Source organism: Pandoraea sp. CB10b_02, assembly GCF_002216225.1.
Lineage (GTDB): Bacteria > Pseudomonadota > Gammaproteobacteria > Burkholderiales > Burkholderiaceae > Pandoraea > Pandoraea nosoerga.
Genome location: NZ_NJGW02000023.1, coordinates 40,044 through 57,654 on the forward strand (window position 1 = coordinate 40,044; position 17,611 = coordinate 57,654).

A 17,611-nucleotide genomic window follows, 5' to 3' on the forward strand; every position below is an offset into this window, starting at 1 on the left:
CCTGCTCAGTGAAGTCGGGAATGCAACTGCTGGGCGAGCGCCTCGACACTGGAGAGCGAGGCCGCGATCATCTTGCCGCCCGCCTGAATGTCCTGAAACGTCGCCGTGGTGGTCACGTCGTTGCGATGCAAGCTGTCGCGATAGCTCTTCGAGAGCTCCTCCGAGCGGGTGGCAAGCGCACGCACTTCACTCGCCACGATGCCGAAGCCGCGCCCGGCCGCGCCCGCGCGCGCCGCTTCGATCGACGCGTTGAGCGAGACGATCAGCACATGCCGCACGATGGACGCGAGCTCGTGGTTCTTCGCGTGCATGTCCTGGTTCTGCGTCATGAGCGAGATCATTTGCTCATGCCAGCGCTCGAAGGTCGCCGCCAGCCCGCGCAGGCGCGCGGCTTCGCCGGCGATGCGCTGCGCCTCGCCCTGCCACATCGCCTTGGCGTCGAGCACGGCCGCTTCCGACTTGCGCGCCGCCTGCAGGTCCTGCTCCGCCCGTGCGAGGCGCGCGCGCAGCTCGGCCAGCGCCTCGTCGTTGGCCTGTGCGAGTTCGGCCTTCGCGGCGACGGCGAGGCGCTCGCGCTCCAGCGCCTGCTCGAGCGCCTCGTCATGCGTCTTCGTGAGCGCGCGCCAATGCGCGGTGGCCCGCGCCAGGCGCGCGCGGTGCGCGACGAACGCGATCAGCCCCGCTCCCGCTGCGCCGGCGAGCACACCGGCCAACACCCATTGCACTGCCGACATACTCATCTCGTCTCCGAAAGCGGTGCGTTGCGCGCGCCGCTCGCGAGCGCCGGCGGATCGACCGCGTCGGCAGCCACGCTATTCAAGTCGAAGCCGTCGACCACGAGGTTGTCGGGCAGACAAACGACCGTCTGGAACTGGCGATACTCGGCGCCCTTGCGCTCGTCGGTAAAGCGCAGCTCGATGCGTCCGTGCTCGCGGCGCACGAAGTCCTGCACCGCGTCCATGCCCACGCCGCGCCCGGAGACTTCGGTGACCTGCGAGGCCGTCGAAAAGCCGGGGCGGAAGATGAACTGCGCGATCTGCTCGTCGCTCACGTAGGTTTGCTCAGTGATCCAGCCGCGCTGCACCGCGATGCTGCGAATCCGGTGCAGCGCGAGGCCGCGCCCGTCGTCGGTCAGCGTGACCTGCAGCATGTTGTGATCGAGGCCCACTTCGATATCGATGGTGCCGGCCTCCGGCTTGCCGCTGGCGCGGCGTTCCTCGGCGCTCTCCAGGCCGTGGTCCATCGAATTGCGCAACAGGTGCATGAACACGTCGCGCAGGATGCGCACGGCCGGCGGGCGCAGCCGGTAGCCGTTGTCGTCGATGCGCACGACCGGGGCTGGCTTGCCCAGCTCGGCGGCCAGCGACGGCAGCGAGTCGAGCACGCCGCCCAGCGCCTCGCCCACGCCTTCGGTGCCAAGCAGACGCAGCGTCTGGTGCACGGCGTCGCGCATGGCGACGAGCTGACGCAGGTCGTTCGGGTCGGCCGCTTCGAGCATGCGCAGGCTCGCGCGGATGTGTGCGCGATCGACCACCATCGTCTGTTCATCGGCGGCCTTGCCCGGCCCCTTGCGGCCCAGGCTCATCTCGTTGATCCGCGCGTAGGTGTCGACGGCTTCGCGCACGCGCTGGAGCTCGCGCATCAGGCCGTCCTGGTCCCACTGGCGGGCAACGTCGGGCTGGCGCAGTTCGTGGTAGCGCTGCTCGGTCTCGTGCACGACGTTGGTCAGGTACTGCAGGTTGTACGTGCGCGCATTGCCCTTGATCGTGTGCATGTTGCGGAACAGCTCCGCGATCGCCGCGCTGTCGGCCTGCGAATGCTTGCGGATGATGCGCTCGTTCTCGCGGATGAAGCTCGTGGAGCTCTCGATGAAGTGATGGAATTTTTCCTGGCTGACGGCCAGAATCTCGCCGATCATCTCCAGGCGCTGCTTCTGCTCGTTGGCCTCGGCGGCCAGTTCGCGCAGCTCGGTCACGTCGCGCACGCACAGCATCAGGCGCAGGATCGTGTCGTTCTCGTCGGTGATCGCGGACCACGTCAGATCGAGCTGCTTCACGCGGCCGTCGGCCATGCGCTTGCCGATCTCGCCGACCAGCAGGTGCTCGTTGAAGGCGAAGTTGACGGCGTCCTGCCCGATGCACGCGTCGATGGCCGCTTCGACTTGGGAGAGCGCGTCCGAGCCCAGATCGCTGTCGCCGAAGACCAGTTCCATGACCGGACGTCCGGCGATATCCTTCGTCTCGAAGATCGCTTCGAGGTAGGCGGAATACTCGCCATGCACCTTCGAGCCGTCGATCACCGTCAGAATGCCCTGCTGCATGTTCTGCAACATGGCCTGAATGTCGGCCGTCTTCTGCTTGAGCTGCGCGGATCGCTCCTGAATCTTCTCGATCATGCCGTTGAACGCGACGATCGAATGACCGATCTCGTCCATGCGGCCGACCGGCACCCGACGCGTGAAGTCCTGGCTGCTGGCGATCTCGCTCATCATCGCCTGCATGCGCGAGAGCGGACGCGTGATCTGCCGGTAGAGCAGCGCGCCGACGGCCGTGAGCAGCACGATGGCCAGTCCGGTCACGAGGCCGATGGCCGTCGTGGTGGTCGAGAGCGTGTCGTTGAGCGTGGCAATGGCCGAGTCCTTCTGGCGGTTCTTCTCCACGCGCAGCGTGTTGACCACGCCTTCGAGCTCGTCGCGATACTGCGCGACCATGGCGAAAAGGAACGCCTGCGCCATCTCGGTCTTGCCCGCCTGCTTGAGTCGGGCCGTCTCGGCAATCGCATTGAAGTAGTTCTCGACGCTCTCGCGCGCCTGGGTGACGAGGCCCTTCTGCGCATCGCTGGCAGCGCCTTCGGCCTGACGGGCGAGCGACTGGTCGATCTCGCCGCGCAGCTTCCTCAGATTGTCGAGCGCCTGTTCGACGACGGTGCCATCCGGCGCGTACACCAGCGTCATGGTGGCGATCTGGACCGCCTTGACCTGCGAGACGAGATCGGCGGAAGCGAGCGCGCTCGGCACCACGCCTTCCGTTACCTGGCGCACCTTCTGTGCGCTCGCGCGCGTCTGGTAGACGGCATAGCCACCAATGATCGAGAGCGCGACAAACGTCAGGATCACCAATAGCGTTATTCGATGACGGATCGTCATGGCGTCATTTTCCCCGGGTCGCACCGGCGCCCGGTGCCCCCGCGCGAATGGACGCGGTAGATCGGCCGCCGAATTAGTTTGTAGATTCTTCGTGCGACGTGATTATCGCGGGGGAACTGTGACGATTCGATGAACCAACGGAAGCTTCACGTAGCCTCATGCCGGCAACCCCATGTAGGAATCCGAGACGAGTGAGCACGCACTGACAGTGCGGCGGCGCGCGCTTCGGTCCTCCCGCCGTCCCTTCGGGCGGCGGCGATCGCGATCGGCACCGGGTGCGCCGGCCCGCCGGGGGACCCGCCCCGGCGAGGCGGGTGGCTGGTCCTCAATAGCCGGCGGCCAGGCCGTCGCGACGGCTGTCGCTCGCGGCCACGTAACCGCGCTCCGGATCGTTGCGATCCAGACGCCAGATGTACTGGCCGGAACCGAAGTCCATGTACGGGTCGTCAATGGCCTTGAGCTTATGGCCAAGCGCGACCAGGCCCGCGACGGTCTCGCGATCGAGCGTCGCTTCGACGTCGATGGTGAAGTCGCGGTTGACCTTCCAGCGAGGCGCGTCGCATGCGGCCTGCGGCTGCTGGCCGTAGTCGAGCATGCGCACGATCGACTGCAGATGGCCCTGCGGCTGCATGTCGCCGCCCATCACGCCGAAGCTCATGACCGCTTCGTGCCTGCCGTCCACCTTCTGCGTGAGGAAGGCCGGAATGATCGTATGGAACGGGCGCTTGCCGCCTTCGACCACGTTGGCCGACTTCGGGTCCATCGAGAAGCCGCAGCCGCGGTTCTGCAGCGCGATGCCCAGATCGGGCACGACCACGCCCGAACCGAAGCCCATGTAGTTCGACTGGATGAAGCTCACCATCATGCCGTGCTCGTCGGCCGCGCTCAGATAGATGGTGCCGCCCGCCTTCGGCATGCCGAAGTCGAACTGCGTGGCGCGCTCGGGGTCGATCAGCCGCGCGCGCTCGGTGAGATAGGCGTCGTCGAGCATCTGCTCCGGCGTGACTTCCATCGAACGTGGATCCGCTACGTACTTGTACAGGTCGGCGAAGGCGAGCTTCATCGCCTCGATCTGCAAGTGCTGCGAATGCACGCGGTCCACCGCCATGCTCGATACGTCGAACTTCTCGAGAATGCCCAGCGCCATCAGCGCCGCAATGCCCTGCCCGTTCGGCGGAATCTCGTGCACGGTGTAGCCGCGATAGTCCTTCTCGATGGGTTTGACCCAGTCGGCGCGGTAGTTGCGCAGATCCTCGGCCGTCATCGCACCGCCATGCTCGGCGTTCCACGCGGCGATACGCTGCGCGATCTCGCCTTCGTAGTACGCGCGCGGCCCCTCCTTGGCCAGCAGCCGCAGCGTGCGCGCGTGGCCCGGAAAACGCATCATCTCGCTCGTGGTCGGCGCACGGCCATTGATCGTGAAGGTCTGCGCGTAACCGGGCTGGTTCTTCAGTTCGGGCACGGCGGCGGCCCATTTGCGCGCCACGATGTGCGCGATGGCGTGACCCCGTTCGGCAATGTCGATGGCCGGCGCCATCAGGTCGGCGAACGGCAGCTTGCCGAACTTCGCGTGCAGCGCCTCCCAGCCCGCGATCACGCCGGGCACCGTTACGGTGTCGAGGCCGCGCATCGGCTGCCTGGCGATGCCGTGCTCCTCGCCGTACTTCTTGCGGAAATAGTCGACGCTCCATGCGCCCGGCGCCGTTCCCGAAGCGTTCAGACCGTGGACCTGCTTGCCGTCCCAGACGAGTGCGAAGCAGTCCCCGCCCAGACCGTTGGACACCGGCTCGACGATGGTCATGCACGCGGCGGCGGCAATCGCCGCGTCCACGGCGTTGCCGCCCTGCCAGAGGATGCGCAGACCGGCCTGAGCCGCGAGCGGGTGCGACGTCGACACGATGTTGCGGGCGAACACCGGCAGGCGCGGCGTCGGGTACGGGTTCTGCCAATTGAAGTGCGTCATGGACTTGCTGTTGACCTCTGTCTATGGTGGTGGAAGTGTCCCGCGGGCTCGCGCTATTGTTCGCGCGGATCGAGGGCGTCACGCAGCCCGTCGCCCAGCAGGTTGAAGCCGAGTACCGTCAGAAAGATGGCGATACCGGGGAAAATGGACATCCAGGGCGCTTGCTCCACGAAATCCTTGGCGGTGTTGAGCATCGAGCCCCACGACGGCGCGGGGGGCAGTTGCCCCAGCCCGAGAAACGACAGACTTGCCTCCGCGATGATGGCGGTCGCGACCGTGAGGCTCGCCTGCACGATGATCGGCGGCAGCACGTTGGGAAGAATGTAGCGCACGATGATGCGCGTGTGCGTGAGACCGATGGCGCGCGCGCCCTCCACGTACTCCTCCGCCTTGACGGTGAGCGCCTGCGCTCGCGCCAGGCGCACGAAGCGCGGCATGGCGGACACGCCGATGGCGATCATGGCATTGGTAAGGCTCGCGCCGAGAAACGCCGCCATCGCGATGGCCAGAATCAGGAAAGGGATCGAGAGCAGCGCGTCGGCCAGACGCGACACGATCGCATCCGCCCAGCGCCCGAAGTAGCCGGCGAGCAGCCCGAGCGGCACGCCCACGATCACGGCGATGCCGACCGACACCACGCCCGCGGCGAGCGAGGCGCGTGCGCCGTAGATCATGCGCGCGAGCACGTCGCGGCCCAGTTCGTCCGTGCCGAACCAATGCAGCGCGCCCGGCGCCTGCCGCACCGCGAGGAAGCTCGTGGCGATGGGATCGTGCGGCGAGAGCCACGGCGCGAAGAGTGCCACGATCACCGCGAACGCGACGATAACGGCGCCGGCCACGGCCGCGCGGTTGCGCACGAACTTGCGCAGGCCGCGATAGCGGCGGCGCGGCGCCGCAGCGACCGCAGCGGCTGGGGCAATCCCCGTGGCAGGCGTGTTCGGCGATGGAGGAGTCGTGGGCAGTGCGGCCATGTTCGAAGTCGGTGAAGTCTGTACGGGTTCCGGTGTCGGTCGAGAAACGTTGCGCCGTCCTGACGTGTTTCGGACGCGCTTCAAGAACAGTTCATGAACGCATCAGGGAACGTCTCGGGAACGCCTCATGCGCCGCCTCATTCGCCGCCTCATGCACGTCTGAGGCGCGGATTGAGCAGCACGTAGAGCACGTCCGCGAGCAGGTTCAACACGATGAAGCTCACGGCCGTGACCAGCACCACGCCTTGCACGACCGCGTAGTCGCGGTTGAACACCGCGTCCACGACCAGCTTTCCGAAGCCCGGGATCGTGAAGACCTGCTCGGTGAGCACCGCGCCCGCCAGCAGTTCGCCCAACAGCAGCGCGAGCACCGTCACGATCGGGATCAACGCATTGCGCAATGCGTGCTTGAGCACCACGGCGCCGCGCAACAGGCCTTTCGCTCGCGCCGTGCGGATGTAGTCGGTGCGCAGCACGCCGAGCATGGCGCTGCGCGTATGGCGCATGAGCTGCGCGCCGAGCGCCGCCCCCAGCACGAACGCGGGCATGATCATCGTCTTCAGGCTCATCCACAGGTCTTCGCCCGGCGGCACGTAGCCCGAGGACGGCAGCAGTTGCCAGCGCACCGAGACGAGAAAGATGAGGAGGATGCCGAGCCAGAAGTTCGGAATCGACATGCCCGAGAGCGCCAGCACGTTGGCGCCGTAATCGATCGCCTTGCCGCGATTGGCCGCCGCCAGAATGCCCAGCGGAATGCCGATGCCGATGGCGATCGCAAGACCGAACGCCGCGAGCTGCAGCGTCACGGGGAGCTTCTGCGCGATGAGCCTGGTCACGGGTTCGCCGGTGCGCAGCGAGCGGCCGAGATCGCCGCGCAGTACGTCGCCCATCCAGAGCGCGTATTGCGTGGGCAGCGGCTTGTCGAGGTGGTACTTCTCGCGCAGGGCCGCGATGACCTGCGGGTTCTGGTCCTCGCCGGCCATCGCGAGCACGGGGTCGCCGGGCAGCATCTTCTGCAGCCCGAAGATCATCATCGAGACGATGATCAGCGTGGGGATCGCCACCAGCGCGCGATGGACGACGAGTCGCAGCATGGCGGCGCCCTCAGCCCTTCAGGCTCACGCCGCGCAGGCGGATCAACCCGTCCGGATACGGCACGAAGCCCTGCACCTTCTTCGTGAGCACATACGGCCACGGCTGCACGTACAGGTAGAGGATCGGGTCATCCTCGGCCAGGATCCTGTTGGCGGCGTCGTAGAGCGGCTTGCGCTCGGCCACGGTGGACTTCACGCGCGCCTCGCCCAGCAACTTGTCGACCTCGGCGTTGCAGTACTGGCCGTAGTTCAGATTGCCCTTGCATGACACGAACTGGTGCAGGTTGCCGTCCGGATCGACACGGCCCGACCAGCCGTTGTAGAGCACGTCGAAGTCGCCGCGATGGGCCGCGTCGAGCGCCGCCGCATAGTCCATCGGACGCAGCTTCAGGTGGATGCCCGCCTCGGCGAGCATGGCCTGGAGCATCTGCGCCATCTGATTCGACACCGTGTTGTTGCCGAAGCTGAGCGTCACGTCGACCCTGTCGAAACCGGCCGACTTGAGCAGCGCCCTGGCTTTCGCCACGTCGCGCCGGGTCGTGCGGATCGAGGCGTCGTAGTACTGCCCCGAGCGCGGCAGCGCCTGGTTCGCCGGCGTGAAGATGCCGCCGCCGATGACCTGGTTGATGGCGTCGCGGTCGATGGCCAGGTCGAACGCCTGGCGCACGCGCTTGTCGCGCAATGCCTTCGGCGCATTGGGCGCCACGTTGAACGTGAGGCCGTAGTAGCCCAGGCCGTCGATCGAAACGAAATTCAGGTTCGCGTCGCGCTTGACCGAATTCACGTCCGAGGGCGACAGGCGCTCGAGCATGTCGAGCGAGCCCGAGCGCACGTTGGCCAGTCGCACCGTGGTGTCGGGAATCGGCAGGAAGATCACCTTCTGGAGGGGGTACTTGCCTGCGTCCCAGAAGCCTGGAAATTTCTCCAGCACGACGCGGTCGTTCTGCACGCGCTGCACGAACCTGTACGGCCCCGAGCACACCGGGTGCGACTGCACGGCGGCATCGTCACCGAGCGTCTTGGGCGCGAGCATCATCCCCGCACGGTCGGACAACGTGGCGAGCAGCGCCGAGTCCGGCGCCTTGAGCACGATGTTCACCGTCGAGTCGTCCACCGCGTCCACGCGTTCGATCGACGACAGCTCGCTCCTGCGGTTGCTCGCGGGTAGCGAGCGCGCCCGATCGAGGTTGGCTTTCACGGCGCGCGCGTTGAACGGCTCGTCGTCGTGGAACTTCACGCCCTGGCGCAACTTGAACGTCCAGGTCTTGCCGTCGGCGCTCACGCTCCACGAGGTGGCCAGCATGGGCACGAACTTCAGATTCGTGTCGATGTCGACGAGCGAGCTGCACAACGAACGCAGCACCATGCGGTCGACGACCTGCGAACTGCGTGCCGGATCGAGCGAACCGATGTCCTCCTGCAGGCCGATGCGGATGGTCGACTGCGCCATCGCCGACGCGGCCCCCGTGGTCAGTAGCGTGGCCAGGACAAGATCGAGCAAAACGTTGCGCATGCGTGAAGCCCCTCGTGAGTGGTTGGTCAAGTGTGCGTGCGTGGATTTGGTGCGTTCCGAATTCGATGGCGCCAGCTCAGCCCGCAGGGGCGCCTTGCTGCTGCCGCGCCCGGTAGAGCGCCAGGCGCGCACTGAGCTTCTCGCTCGGCGGCGCGGCGCGCGCCGGGCTCGCGCCCGCGTTCTGAATCTCGCGCCAGAAGTGACAGGCGACCTGCCGGCCATCGGACAGCACTTCGTGAATCGGCGCCTGTTCGCGGCAAGCGGCGCGCGCATGAGGGCAACGCGGGTGAAAGTGGCATCCGGGCGGAGGCGCCGTGGGGCTCGGCAACTCGCCGCCCAGCGGCGCGCGCTCGCGCCGCAGGCCCGGGCGGCTCGCCGGAATTGCCTGCAGCAACGCTTGCGTATAGGGGTGCAGCGGATTGTCGAAGAGCGTGTCGGCGCTCGCGAGCTCGACGATCTCGCCCAGATACATGACCGCCACGCGATCGCTCATGTGGCGGATCACGGCGAGGTCGTGCGCCACCATGATCAGGGTGAGGCCGAAGTCGTGCTTCAGTCGTTCGAGCAGATTGATGACCTGCGCCTGCACCGAGACGTCGAGCGCGGAGACGGGCTCGTCGCCGACGATCACGCGCGGCTCGCCGGCGAGCGCCCGCGCGATGCCGATGCGCTGGCGCTGGCCGCCGGAGAATTCGTGGGGGAACCGCTGCGCGTAGTCGGGTTGCAGGCCCACGGTGCGCAGCAGCTCGGCCACGCGCTCGTCGCGGGCGCGACCGCGCGCGAGGCCATGCAGGGCGATCGGCTCGCCGATGAGGCCACCCACCGTCATGCTGGGGTTGAGCGAGGCAAACGGGTCCTGGAAGATGATCTGCAACTCGCGCCGAAGACGCCGCATGGCGCGCGCGTCCAGCTTCATGATGTCTTCGCCCCGGTAGCGCACTTCGCCGCGCGTGGCGTCGAGCAAGCGCAGCAGCAGGCGCCCGAGCGTGGATTTGCCGCAACCGGATTCGCCCACGATGGCGAACGTCTCGCCCGCCTGCACGGCGAACGACACGCCGTTCACGGCATACACCGTGGGGGCGCGGGAGAAACCGAGGCGATGGCCGCCGAAGTGCTTGGTCAGGTCGCGCGCTTCGAGCAGTGCAGGCGTGGCGTTCATGCGGCGACCTCTTCGGGCGGCAGGGCGGGCGGCGCCGGATGCGCCTCGAGCGGCGCGAGCCAGCAGGCCACGCGGTGCGAGCCGGACAACGCGCGCGCCGCCGGCGCTTCGCGCGTGCAGTGCGCCTCGGCGAACGGGCAACGCGGCGCGAAGCGGCAGCCGTGCGGCATGCGCTCGGGCGGCGGCACCGCGCCGCGAATCGTCGCCAGCGTGCCCTCGCGCTTGCCGATGGACGGAATCGCGCCCATCAGGCCAATGGTGTAGGGGTGCTGCGGATCGTCGAAGATCTCGTCGACCGCCCCGTACTCGACGATGCGCCCGGCGTACATGACGGCGACGTCATCGGCCACTTCGGCCACGACGCCCAGATCGTGCGTGATCAGCACCACGGCCGTGCCGGTCTCGCGCTGAAGGGTCTGGATCAGCGTGAGCACCTGCGCCTGAATGGTGACGTCGAGCGCCGTGGTGGGCTCGTCGGCGATGAGCAGCGCGGGACGGTTGGCCAGTGCCATCGCGATCATCACGCGCTGACGCATGCCGCCGGACAGTTCGTGCGGATAGTTGTCGAGCCGGGTCTCGGGCGCGGGAATGCGGACCCGGCGCAGCATGTCGAGCGCCTCGGCGCGCGCGGCCCGACGGTCCAGTCCACGATGACGGCGAATGCCTTCCTCGATCTGGTGACCGATGGTGAATGCCGGGTTCAGCGACGTCATCGGTTCCTGGAAGATCATCGCGAGACGATTGCCGCGCAGATCGGCAAACGCGCGCTCGTCGAGCGCGAGCAGATCGCGCCCTTCGAACATCGCCCGTCCGGCCACGACGTTCGCCGGCGGGCTCGGCAGCAAGCCCATCAGCGCGAGCGACGTCACGCTCTTGCCGCAGCCCGATTCACCGACGATGCACAGCGTCTTGCCGGGGTGCACGGCGAACGACACGCCGTCGATGAGGTTGGGCGCATCGGGCGCTTTGGAGAACTTCAGCGTTAGTCCGGTGACGTCGAGCACCGGCCCGGCGTCTGCGGGCATGGTCATGGGCGCGTTGTGTGGGTCGCTCCTTCTCGATCGTCGTGCCTCCAGCCCCGCGAGGCCGCTCATGAGGAACACGAATGACACGATTATGTCTCCCGCGCACCGGAAAGAAATATTAATATTTCTTTTTCATACTTAATTAATTTTTATCTGACAGATGCTCACGCTGCGCATGTTGAAGACGTTCCGCCTGGTGGCTCAAACCGGCTCGTTCGCAGCCGCGGCCGAGCGCGCGGCGCTGACCCAGGCGGCGGTCAGCCTGCAGATGCGTGGACTGGAAGATGCCGTCGGCCAGCGACTGTTCGACCGACGCGGCCGGCAGATCACGCTCACGCGCCAGGGGCGCGAGCTGTTTCCGCGCGTCGAGCAGATACTCGCGCTCACCGCCGAGCTCACCCGCACGCCTGTCGACGCGATGCAGGGACCGGTCAGCATCGGAGCGGTGGTGTCGGTCATCGGCGCACTGTCGCTCGTGGTCGCCGAATTGAAGACGGCGCACCCAGGGCTCGACGTGCGGCTCACGTCGGCGCGCTCGGACGAATTGACCGAGCTCGTGGAGCAAGGTGAAGTGGACATCGCCGCCGTGGTGGCCCGCGCCGGCGACGCCCGCGCGGACGGGCTCGTGTGGACCCCGCTCTATACCGAACCGATGGTCATGGTCGTCAATCGCGACGTGAGCGAGTCCGACCCGCAGCGCATTCTCGATGCGCACGCCTTCCTGCGCTTCGACCGACGCGTGCGCACGGGGATGGTGGTGGAACAGGCGCTGCGCGCGGCCAAGCTCGGCGTGACCGAATATCTCGAGCTCAACTCCATCGAGACGATCGTCGCCCTCGTGCGCAAGAACGTGGGAGTCTCAGTGCTGCCGCTGTTGCATCGCGGCGACTGGCAGGCCGATCCGCTGCTGCGCATCGTGCCGATTGCCGATCCGCCGCTGCTGCGCACGGTCGGCATGATTCATCGCGAGCACGATGCGCGCACGCGCGACATCACCGCCGCCATCGTGGGCATGCTGCATGACGTATAGCCGTCAGTCGCGCGTCTCCAGGGCCTTGTTGATGCGCAGCGCGAGCAGCGTGCACACCGCCCCGGAGAGCAGATAGCCGCTCACGGCCACCAACCCGAACTCCGCCGACAGGCCCAGTGCGACGAGCGGCGCGAACGCCGCGCCGAACAGCCACGCGAAGTCGGTCGTGAGCGCCGCGCCGGTGTAGCGAAAACGCTGCTCGAAGTTGGACGTCACCGTCCCGGCCGCCTGTCCATACGACAGTCCCAACAGCGCGAAGCCCACGAGAATGAAGATATCCTGCCGGGCCGAGCCGCCGCCCATCAAAAACGGCGCGAACAGCGCGAAGATGGCGATGAAGATCGCGAAGAGCCCGAGCGTGGTGCGGCGGCCGATGCGGTCGGCAATGCGCCCCGAAATCACCGTGCACACGATGGCGATCGCCGCGCCGCACAGTTGCACGATCAACACGCTGTTCATGTCCTGCGTGTTTTGCAGCGTGATCCATGACAGCGGGAACACGGTCACGAGGTGGAACAACGCGTAGCTCGCGAGCGCCGCGAATGCACCGAGAAAGATGTTGTAGCCCTGCGAGCGCACCATCTCGCGCGTGCTGATCGGCTCGAGTTGTCCCTCTTCCAGCATCTCGGTGTATTCGTGCGTCACCACCAGGCGCAGCCGTGCGAAGAGCGCCACCACGTTCACGGCAAATGCCACGTAGAAGGGATAACGCCAGCCCCAAGTGAGGAAGTCGTCGGGCTCGAGACTCCAATGCAGGAACAGGAACAGGCCGGCGGCAATGATGAAGCCGATCGGCGCGCCCAACTGCCCCATCATCGAATACCAGCCGCGCCGCTGCGGCGGCGCATTCATCGCGAGCAGCGAGGGCAGCCCGTCCCACGAACCGCCGAAGCCCACGCCCTGGAGCAGGCGGAAAAACGCGAGCAGCCAGATCGACTTCTCGCCGAGCACGGCGTAACCGGGCAGAAACGCCATGCCCGCGGTGGCGGTGCCGAGCACGAACAGCGCCGCCGTGAGCTTGATGCTGCGTCCCCAGCGGCGCTGCACGGTCATGAACAAGGCCGTGCCGAAGGGACGCGAGAGAAATGCGAACGAGAAGATGGTGAACGCGTACAGCAGGCCATGCAGCCCGTCGGCGAACGGGAAGAAGACGTGCGGGAAGACGAGCACGGCGGCGATGCCGAACACGAAAAAGTCGAAGTACTCGGAAGCACGTCCGACAACCACCCCGACGGCGATTTCCTCCGGCGCAATGCGGGATTTGCTCCCATGATCGTGCGCTGTGGCCGCGACGGGGACACCGTTCGGTGCCGGCGGTTGATGAGCACTGCTTGACATTATCGGACCCCCTTGCGGATCGGGATGACCATGACACACGTGCACAAAAAGCATCGCAGGTATCTCGATATCACGCCATAGGGTTTACCCTAGTATCATGCATGGGAGCCGGAGTCCATGATGGTTTGCGTCTACAGCTACGGTTGACTGATCGCAGCATGACTTCCCCAAAGTTTATCCGCGGGGTACTTTTGCTCCCCGCCGCCGCCGCGTTGCTGTCCGGTTGCAGTGCCGTATTGATGTCGCCGGCCGGCGATCTCGCGGTGAGGCAGCGCGACATCATCATCATCTCCACCATCCTGATGCTGCTGATCATCGTGCCGGTGATCGTGCTCACGCTGCTTTTCGCGTGGCGTTATCGGGAGTCGAACAAGAACGCCGTCTACACCCCGGAGTGGGATCATTCCACGCTGCTCGAGCTGCTGATCTGGTCCGCGCCGCTGATCATCATCATCGCGCTCGGAGCGCTCACCTGGGTGAGCACGCACAAGCTCGATCCCTATCGCCCGCTCGAGCGCCTCGACGCCAGGCGCGAGATCCCGCCCGACACGCGTGCGCTCACGGTGCAGGTCGTGGCGATGGACTGGAAGTGGCTCTTTTTCTATCCCGATCAGGGGATCGCCACGGTCAACGAACTGACCGCGCCCGTCGACCGTCCCATCCGCTTCGAGATCACGGCGACGACGATGATGAACTCGTTCTTCGTGCCCGCGCTCGCCGGGCAGGTGTACGCCATGCCGGGCATGGAGACGAAGCTGCACGCGGTCGTCAACAAGCCGGGCGTGTATGACGGCTTCTCCGCGAACTACAGCGGTGCGGGCTTCTCGGGCATGCGCTTCAAGTTCCACGGCGTCTCGCCGGAGGAATTCGATGCATGGGTCGCCAAGGTCAAGGCGCAGGGCGACACCCTCTCGCGCGACAAGTACGAGGCGCTGGCCAAGCCGAGCGAATGGGTGCCCGTGCATTACTACGCGGACGTGGCGCCCAATCTCTACGACGCGATTCTCAACCGTTGCGTCCAACCGGGCCAGACCTGTCTGAAGGATCTGATGGATCAGCCCAACCATTCGCATGCCAGCCGCTCGCGAGCGGGCAAGACCGATGCGCTGCTCGCCGACGCGATGTGCACGCCCCGGAACACGGCGCAGTTCGCACTGGACCCCCGAGGCGCACCCGGCGAGGCACTCACGCAGTGACGCCTACCGCGCCCAACCCTCGACAATGATGCGCCTCGCGCGCGAATGATCCCAGGTTCGAGCTTATGGACATCGTCAAGCTGATCTTCGGCCGCCTCACGATCGAGGCGATCCCGTACCACGAACCGATCCTCCTCGCGACCTTCGCCGGGGTGGCTCTCGGCGGCATCGCCGTGGTCGGCGCCATCACGTACTTCAGACTGTGGGGCTACCTCTGGCGGGAGTGGTTCACGAGCATCGATCACAAGAAGATCGGCATCATGTACGTGATCCTGGGGATCGTCATGCTGCTGCGCGGTTTCGCGGACGCGGCGATGATGCGACTGCAACAGGCGATCTCGTTCGGGGACAACGCCGGCTACCTGCCCCCGCATCACTACGACCAGATCTTCACCGCCCACGGCGTGATCATGATCTTCTTCGTGGCGATGCCGCTCGTCACGGGGCTCATGAACTTCGTGGTGCCGCTGCAGATCGGCGCGCGCGACGTGGCGTTTCCGTTTCTCAACAACTTCAGCTTCTGGATGACGACGAGCGGCGCGGTGCTCGTGATGATGTCGCTCTTCGTCGGCGAGTTCGCGCGCACGGGCTGGCTCGCCTATCCGCCGTTATCAGGCCTGCAGCAGAGTCCCGACGTGGGCGTCGACTACTTCATATGGGCGTTGCAGATCGCCGGGGTCGGCACCTTGCTATCGGGCATCAATTTGCTGGTGACCATCGTGAAGATGCGCGCGCCCGGCATGACGATGATGCGCATGCCGGTGTTCACGTGGACATCGCTTTGCACGAACGTGCTGATCGTGGCCGCCTTCCCCGTGCTTACCGCCGTGCTCGCGCTGCTCGCGCTCGATCGCTACGCCGGCACGAACTTCTTCACGAACGACCTCGGCGGCAACCCGATGATGTACGTGAACCTCATCTGGATCTGGGGACACCCGGAGGTCTACATTCTCGTGCTGCCGGTGTTCGGCGTGTATTCGGAAGTGGTGGCGACCTTCACGGGCAAGCGCCTGTTCGGTTACGCGTCGATGGTCTACGCGACGGTCGTGATCACGGTGCTGTCCTACCTGGTGTGGCTGCACCACTTCTTCACGATGGGCTCGGGCGCGAGCGTGAATTCGTTTTTCGGCATCACGACGATGATCATCTCGATACCGACCGGGGCGAAGATATTCAACTGGCTATTCACGATGTATCGCGGGCGCATCCGCTTCGAAGTCCCGATGCTGTGGACGGTGGGCTTCATGGTGACGTTCGTGATCGGCGGCATGACGGGCGTGCTGCTGGCTGTGCCGCCCGCGGACTTCTCGCTGCACAACGGCCTGTTCCTGATCGCGCACTTTCACAACGTGATCATCGGCGGCGTGGTGTTCGGGATCATGGCGGCGATCAGCTACTGGTTTCCGAAGGCTTTCGGCTACCGGCTCGATCCGTTCTGGGGCAAGTGCTCGTTCTGGTTCTGGCTCGTCGGCTTCTACGTTGCGTTCATGCCGCTCTATCTGCTCGGCCTGATGGGCGTGACGCGGCGCGTGAGCCACTTCGACGAGAGCTCCATGTCGCTGCAGATCTGGTTCCAGGTGGCGGCCGTGGGCGCGCTGCTCATCGGCCTGGGCATCGTGTGCTTCATCATCCAGCTGGTGGTGAGCTACATGCGGCGCGACCAGTTGCGCGACGTGAGCGGCGACCCGTGGAATGGCCGCACGCTGGAATGGTCGACGTCCTCGCCGCCGCCGGACTACAACTTCGCCTTCACGCCGATCGTGCATGACAACGACGCGTGGTGGCAAATGAAGCAGCACGGCTTCAAGCGGCCCGAGAGCGGCTTCCTCTCGATCCACATGCCGAAGAACACGAGCGCCGGCATCATCCTCGCCGGCCTGTCGACGGTGTGCGGCTTCGGGCTCATCTGGCACATGTGGCTGGTGGTGATCGTCTCGTTCGTCGCGCTGCTGGCCGTGGCGATCGGCCACACGTTCAACTATCACCGCGAGTATTACATCCCGGCCGACCAGGTCGAACACACGGAGGCGGCGCGCACGCGCCTGCTCGCCCAGCATGGCTGATACGACCGCAACCTTTTCGCCAGGCGGCATGCCGGCCGCCGATCCGCCGCGCAACGGCGAACTGAAGTTCCTGATGACGAGCGACTATCACCCGCCGAGCGGGACGCTGCTCGGCTTCTGGGTGTACCTGATGAGCGACTGTCTCGTCTTCGCGTGCCTGTTCGCGACGTATGGCGTACTCGGTCGCAGCTACGCCGGCGGGCCGACCGGCGCGGAGTTGTTCGAGCTGCCGCTGGTGGCCGTCAACACCACGTTCCTGCTGCTCTCCTCGATCACCTATGGCTTCGCGATGCTGGAGATGCAAAGGCGACGCCAGGGCGCGGTGCTCGGCTGGCTCGCGGTAACCGGCCTGCTGGGCGCGGCGTTCCTGTCGCTGGAACTCTACGAATTCGCGAACCTCATTCACGAGGGCGCCGGTCCCTGGCGCAGTGCGTTCCTGTCGTCGTTCTTCACGCTGGTGAGCACGCACGGGCTGCACGTGACGTTCGGGATCGTCTGGCTCATCACGCTGATGGTGCAGGTCGGCAAGCATGGCCTCACCGCGCCGAACCGGCGCCGCCTGATGTGCCTGTCGATGTTCTGGCACTTTCTGGACGTCGTCTGGATCGGCGTCTTCACCTTCGTCTACCTGATGGGAGTGTTGCCGTGAGCACCCACGATTCGACACTGCACGACGCCGACGGACACGATCACGATCATGGCCACGAGGACGAAGGGCCGCACAGCACGCTGCGCGGCTATGTGACGGGCTTCGTTCTGTCGGTCATTCTCACCGCGATTCCGTTCTGGTTCGTGATGGGCGGCGTGTTCGAGAAGTCGAGCACGACCGCGATCCTGATTCTGTTCGTGGGCGCCATTCAGATCGTGGTCCACATGATCTACTTCCTGCACATGACCGGAAAGGCGGAGGGCGGCTGGAGCCTGCTGTCGCTGATCTTCACGATCGTGATGGTGGTGATCACGCTCTCGGGCTCGCTGTGGGTGATGTATCACCTGAACCAGAACATGATGCCGGGTATGATGCAGGATACGAAGAACCTTCCCTGAACGGCATTGCCTTGAACAGCCATCGATTTCACGAAACGGGGGACGCACAGCGTCCCCCGAGCACTTC

General features: G+C 65.9%; 14 protein-coding genes. 5 read left to right on the forward strand and 9 right to left on the reverse strand.

Annotated elements, in window-relative coordinates; translation table 11 throughout:
• Window positions 1–5: 5 nt before the first annotated feature.
• The 8 genes from CDN36_RS19260 to CDN36_RS19295 all read right to left on the reverse strand — a co-directional run bounded on the left by CDN36_RS19260 (window position 6) and on the right by CDN36_RS19295 (window position 10,870).
• Window positions 6–734 carry a methyl-accepting chemotaxis protein gene (locus tag CDN36_RS19260; protein ID WP_287497662.1) on the reverse strand — a complete coding sequence of 243 codons (729 nt, stop codon included), beginning with the start codon at window positions 732–734 and terminating at the stop codon, window positions 6–8.
• A gap of 2 nt (window positions 735–736) precedes the next feature.
• Window positions 737–3,145 carry an MCP four helix bundle domain-containing protein gene (locus CDN36_RS19265; RefSeq protein WP_287497649.1) on the reverse strand — a complete coding sequence of 803 codons (2,409 nt, stop codon included), beginning with the start codon at window positions 3,143–3,145 and terminating at the stop codon, window positions 737–739.
• Between the two features lie 325 nt (window positions 3,146–3,470).
• Window positions 3,471–5,108, reverse strand: coding sequence for a gamma-glutamyltransferase family protein (locus CDN36_RS19270; RefSeq protein ID WP_150557235.1), 1,638 nt, complete (start codon window positions 5,106–5,108; stop codon window positions 3,471–3,473).
• A 53-nt stretch (window positions 5,109–5,161) separates the two neighbouring features.
• Window positions 5,162–6,079 carry an ABC transporter permease gene (locus CDN36_RS19275; RefSeq protein WP_241014123.1) on the reverse strand — a complete coding sequence of 306 codons (918 nt, stop codon included), beginning with the start codon at window positions 6,077–6,079 and terminating at the stop codon, window positions 5,162–5,164.
• A 149-nt stretch (window positions 6,080–6,228) separates the two neighbouring features.
• Complete coding sequence (locus tag CDN36_RS19280; RefSeq protein ID WP_150557234.1) at window positions 6,229–7,173, reverse strand: ABC transporter permease; 945 nt, start codon at window positions 7,171–7,173, stop codon at window positions 6,229–6,231.
• A gap of 10 nt (window positions 7,174–7,183) precedes the next feature.
• Window positions 7,184–8,686 carry an ABC transporter substrate-binding protein gene (locus CDN36_RS19285; protein ID WP_287497650.1) on the reverse strand — a complete coding sequence of 501 codons (1,503 nt, stop codon included), beginning with the start codon at window positions 8,684–8,686 and terminating at the stop codon, window positions 7,184–7,186.
• A 76-nt stretch (window positions 8,687–8,762) separates the two neighbouring features.
• Window positions 8,763–9,845: an ABC transporter ATP-binding protein gene (locus CDN36_RS19290; RefSeq protein ID WP_287497651.1), complete on the reverse strand. Its 1,083-nt coding sequence runs from the start codon at window positions 9,843–9,845 to the stop codon at window positions 8,763–8,765.
• Window positions 9,842–10,870, reverse strand: a complete 1,029-nt coding sequence (locus CDN36_RS19295; RefSeq protein WP_370750491.1) for an ABC transporter ATP-binding protein — start codon at window positions 10,868–10,870, stop codon at window positions 9,842–9,844. Before CDN36_RS19295 ends, CDN36_RS19290 begins: the two co-directional genes overlap by 4 nt.
• A 160-nt stretch (window positions 10,871–11,030) precedes the next feature.
• Here CDN36_RS19295 and CDN36_RS19300 point away from each other — a divergent pair, with 160 nt between their 5' ends.
• The gene (locus CDN36_RS19300) at window positions 11,031–11,900 is read left to right on the forward strand and encodes a LysR substrate-binding domain-containing protein (RefSeq protein WP_150557231.1); all 870 of its coding nucleotides are present in this window, start codon (window positions 11,031–11,033) and stop codon (window positions 11,898–11,900) included.
• A 3-nt stretch (window positions 11,901–11,903) separates the two neighbouring features.
• On the opposite strand, the gene CDN36_RS19305 is transcribed toward CDN36_RS19300, so the two are convergent.
• On the reverse strand, window positions 11,904–13,238 hold the full coding sequence (locus CDN36_RS19305) for an MFS transporter (protein ID WP_370750489.1): 1,335 nt from the start codon (window positions 13,236–13,238) through the stop codon (window positions 11,904–11,906).
• A gap of 158 nt (window positions 13,239–13,396) precedes the next feature.
• Here CDN36_RS19305 and cyoA point away from each other — a divergent pair, with 158 nt between their 5' ends.
• From cyoA to cyoD, 4 genes are all read left to right on the forward strand, one after another.
• Complete coding sequence (cyoA, locus tag CDN36_RS19310; RefSeq protein ID WP_150557229.1) at window positions 13,397–14,434, forward strand: ubiquinol oxidase subunit II; 1,038 nt, start codon at window positions 13,397–13,399, stop codon at window positions 14,432–14,434.
• A 65-nt stretch (window positions 14,435–14,499) separates the two neighbouring features.
• On the forward strand, window positions 14,500–16,497 hold the full coding sequence (cyoB, locus tag CDN36_RS19315; protein WP_150557228.1) for a cytochrome o ubiquinol oxidase subunit I: 1,998 nt from the start codon (window positions 14,500–14,502) through the stop codon (window positions 16,495–16,497).
• Entirely contained in the window at window positions 16,490–17,146 is a 657-nt protein-coding gene (gene cyoC / locus CDN36_RS19320) for a cytochrome o ubiquinol oxidase subunit III (RefSeq protein WP_287497652.1), read from the forward strand. The genes cyoB and cyoC overlap by 8 nt, the downstream gene beginning before the upstream one ends.
• The gene (gene cyoD / locus CDN36_RS19325; protein WP_150557226.1) at window positions 17,143–17,544 is read left to right on the forward strand and encodes a cytochrome o ubiquinol oxidase subunit IV; all 402 of its coding nucleotides are present in this window, start codon (window positions 17,143–17,145) and stop codon (window positions 17,542–17,544) included. The genes cyoC and cyoD overlap by 4 nt, the downstream gene beginning before the upstream one ends.
• Window positions 17,545–17,611: the final 67 nt, after the last annotated feature.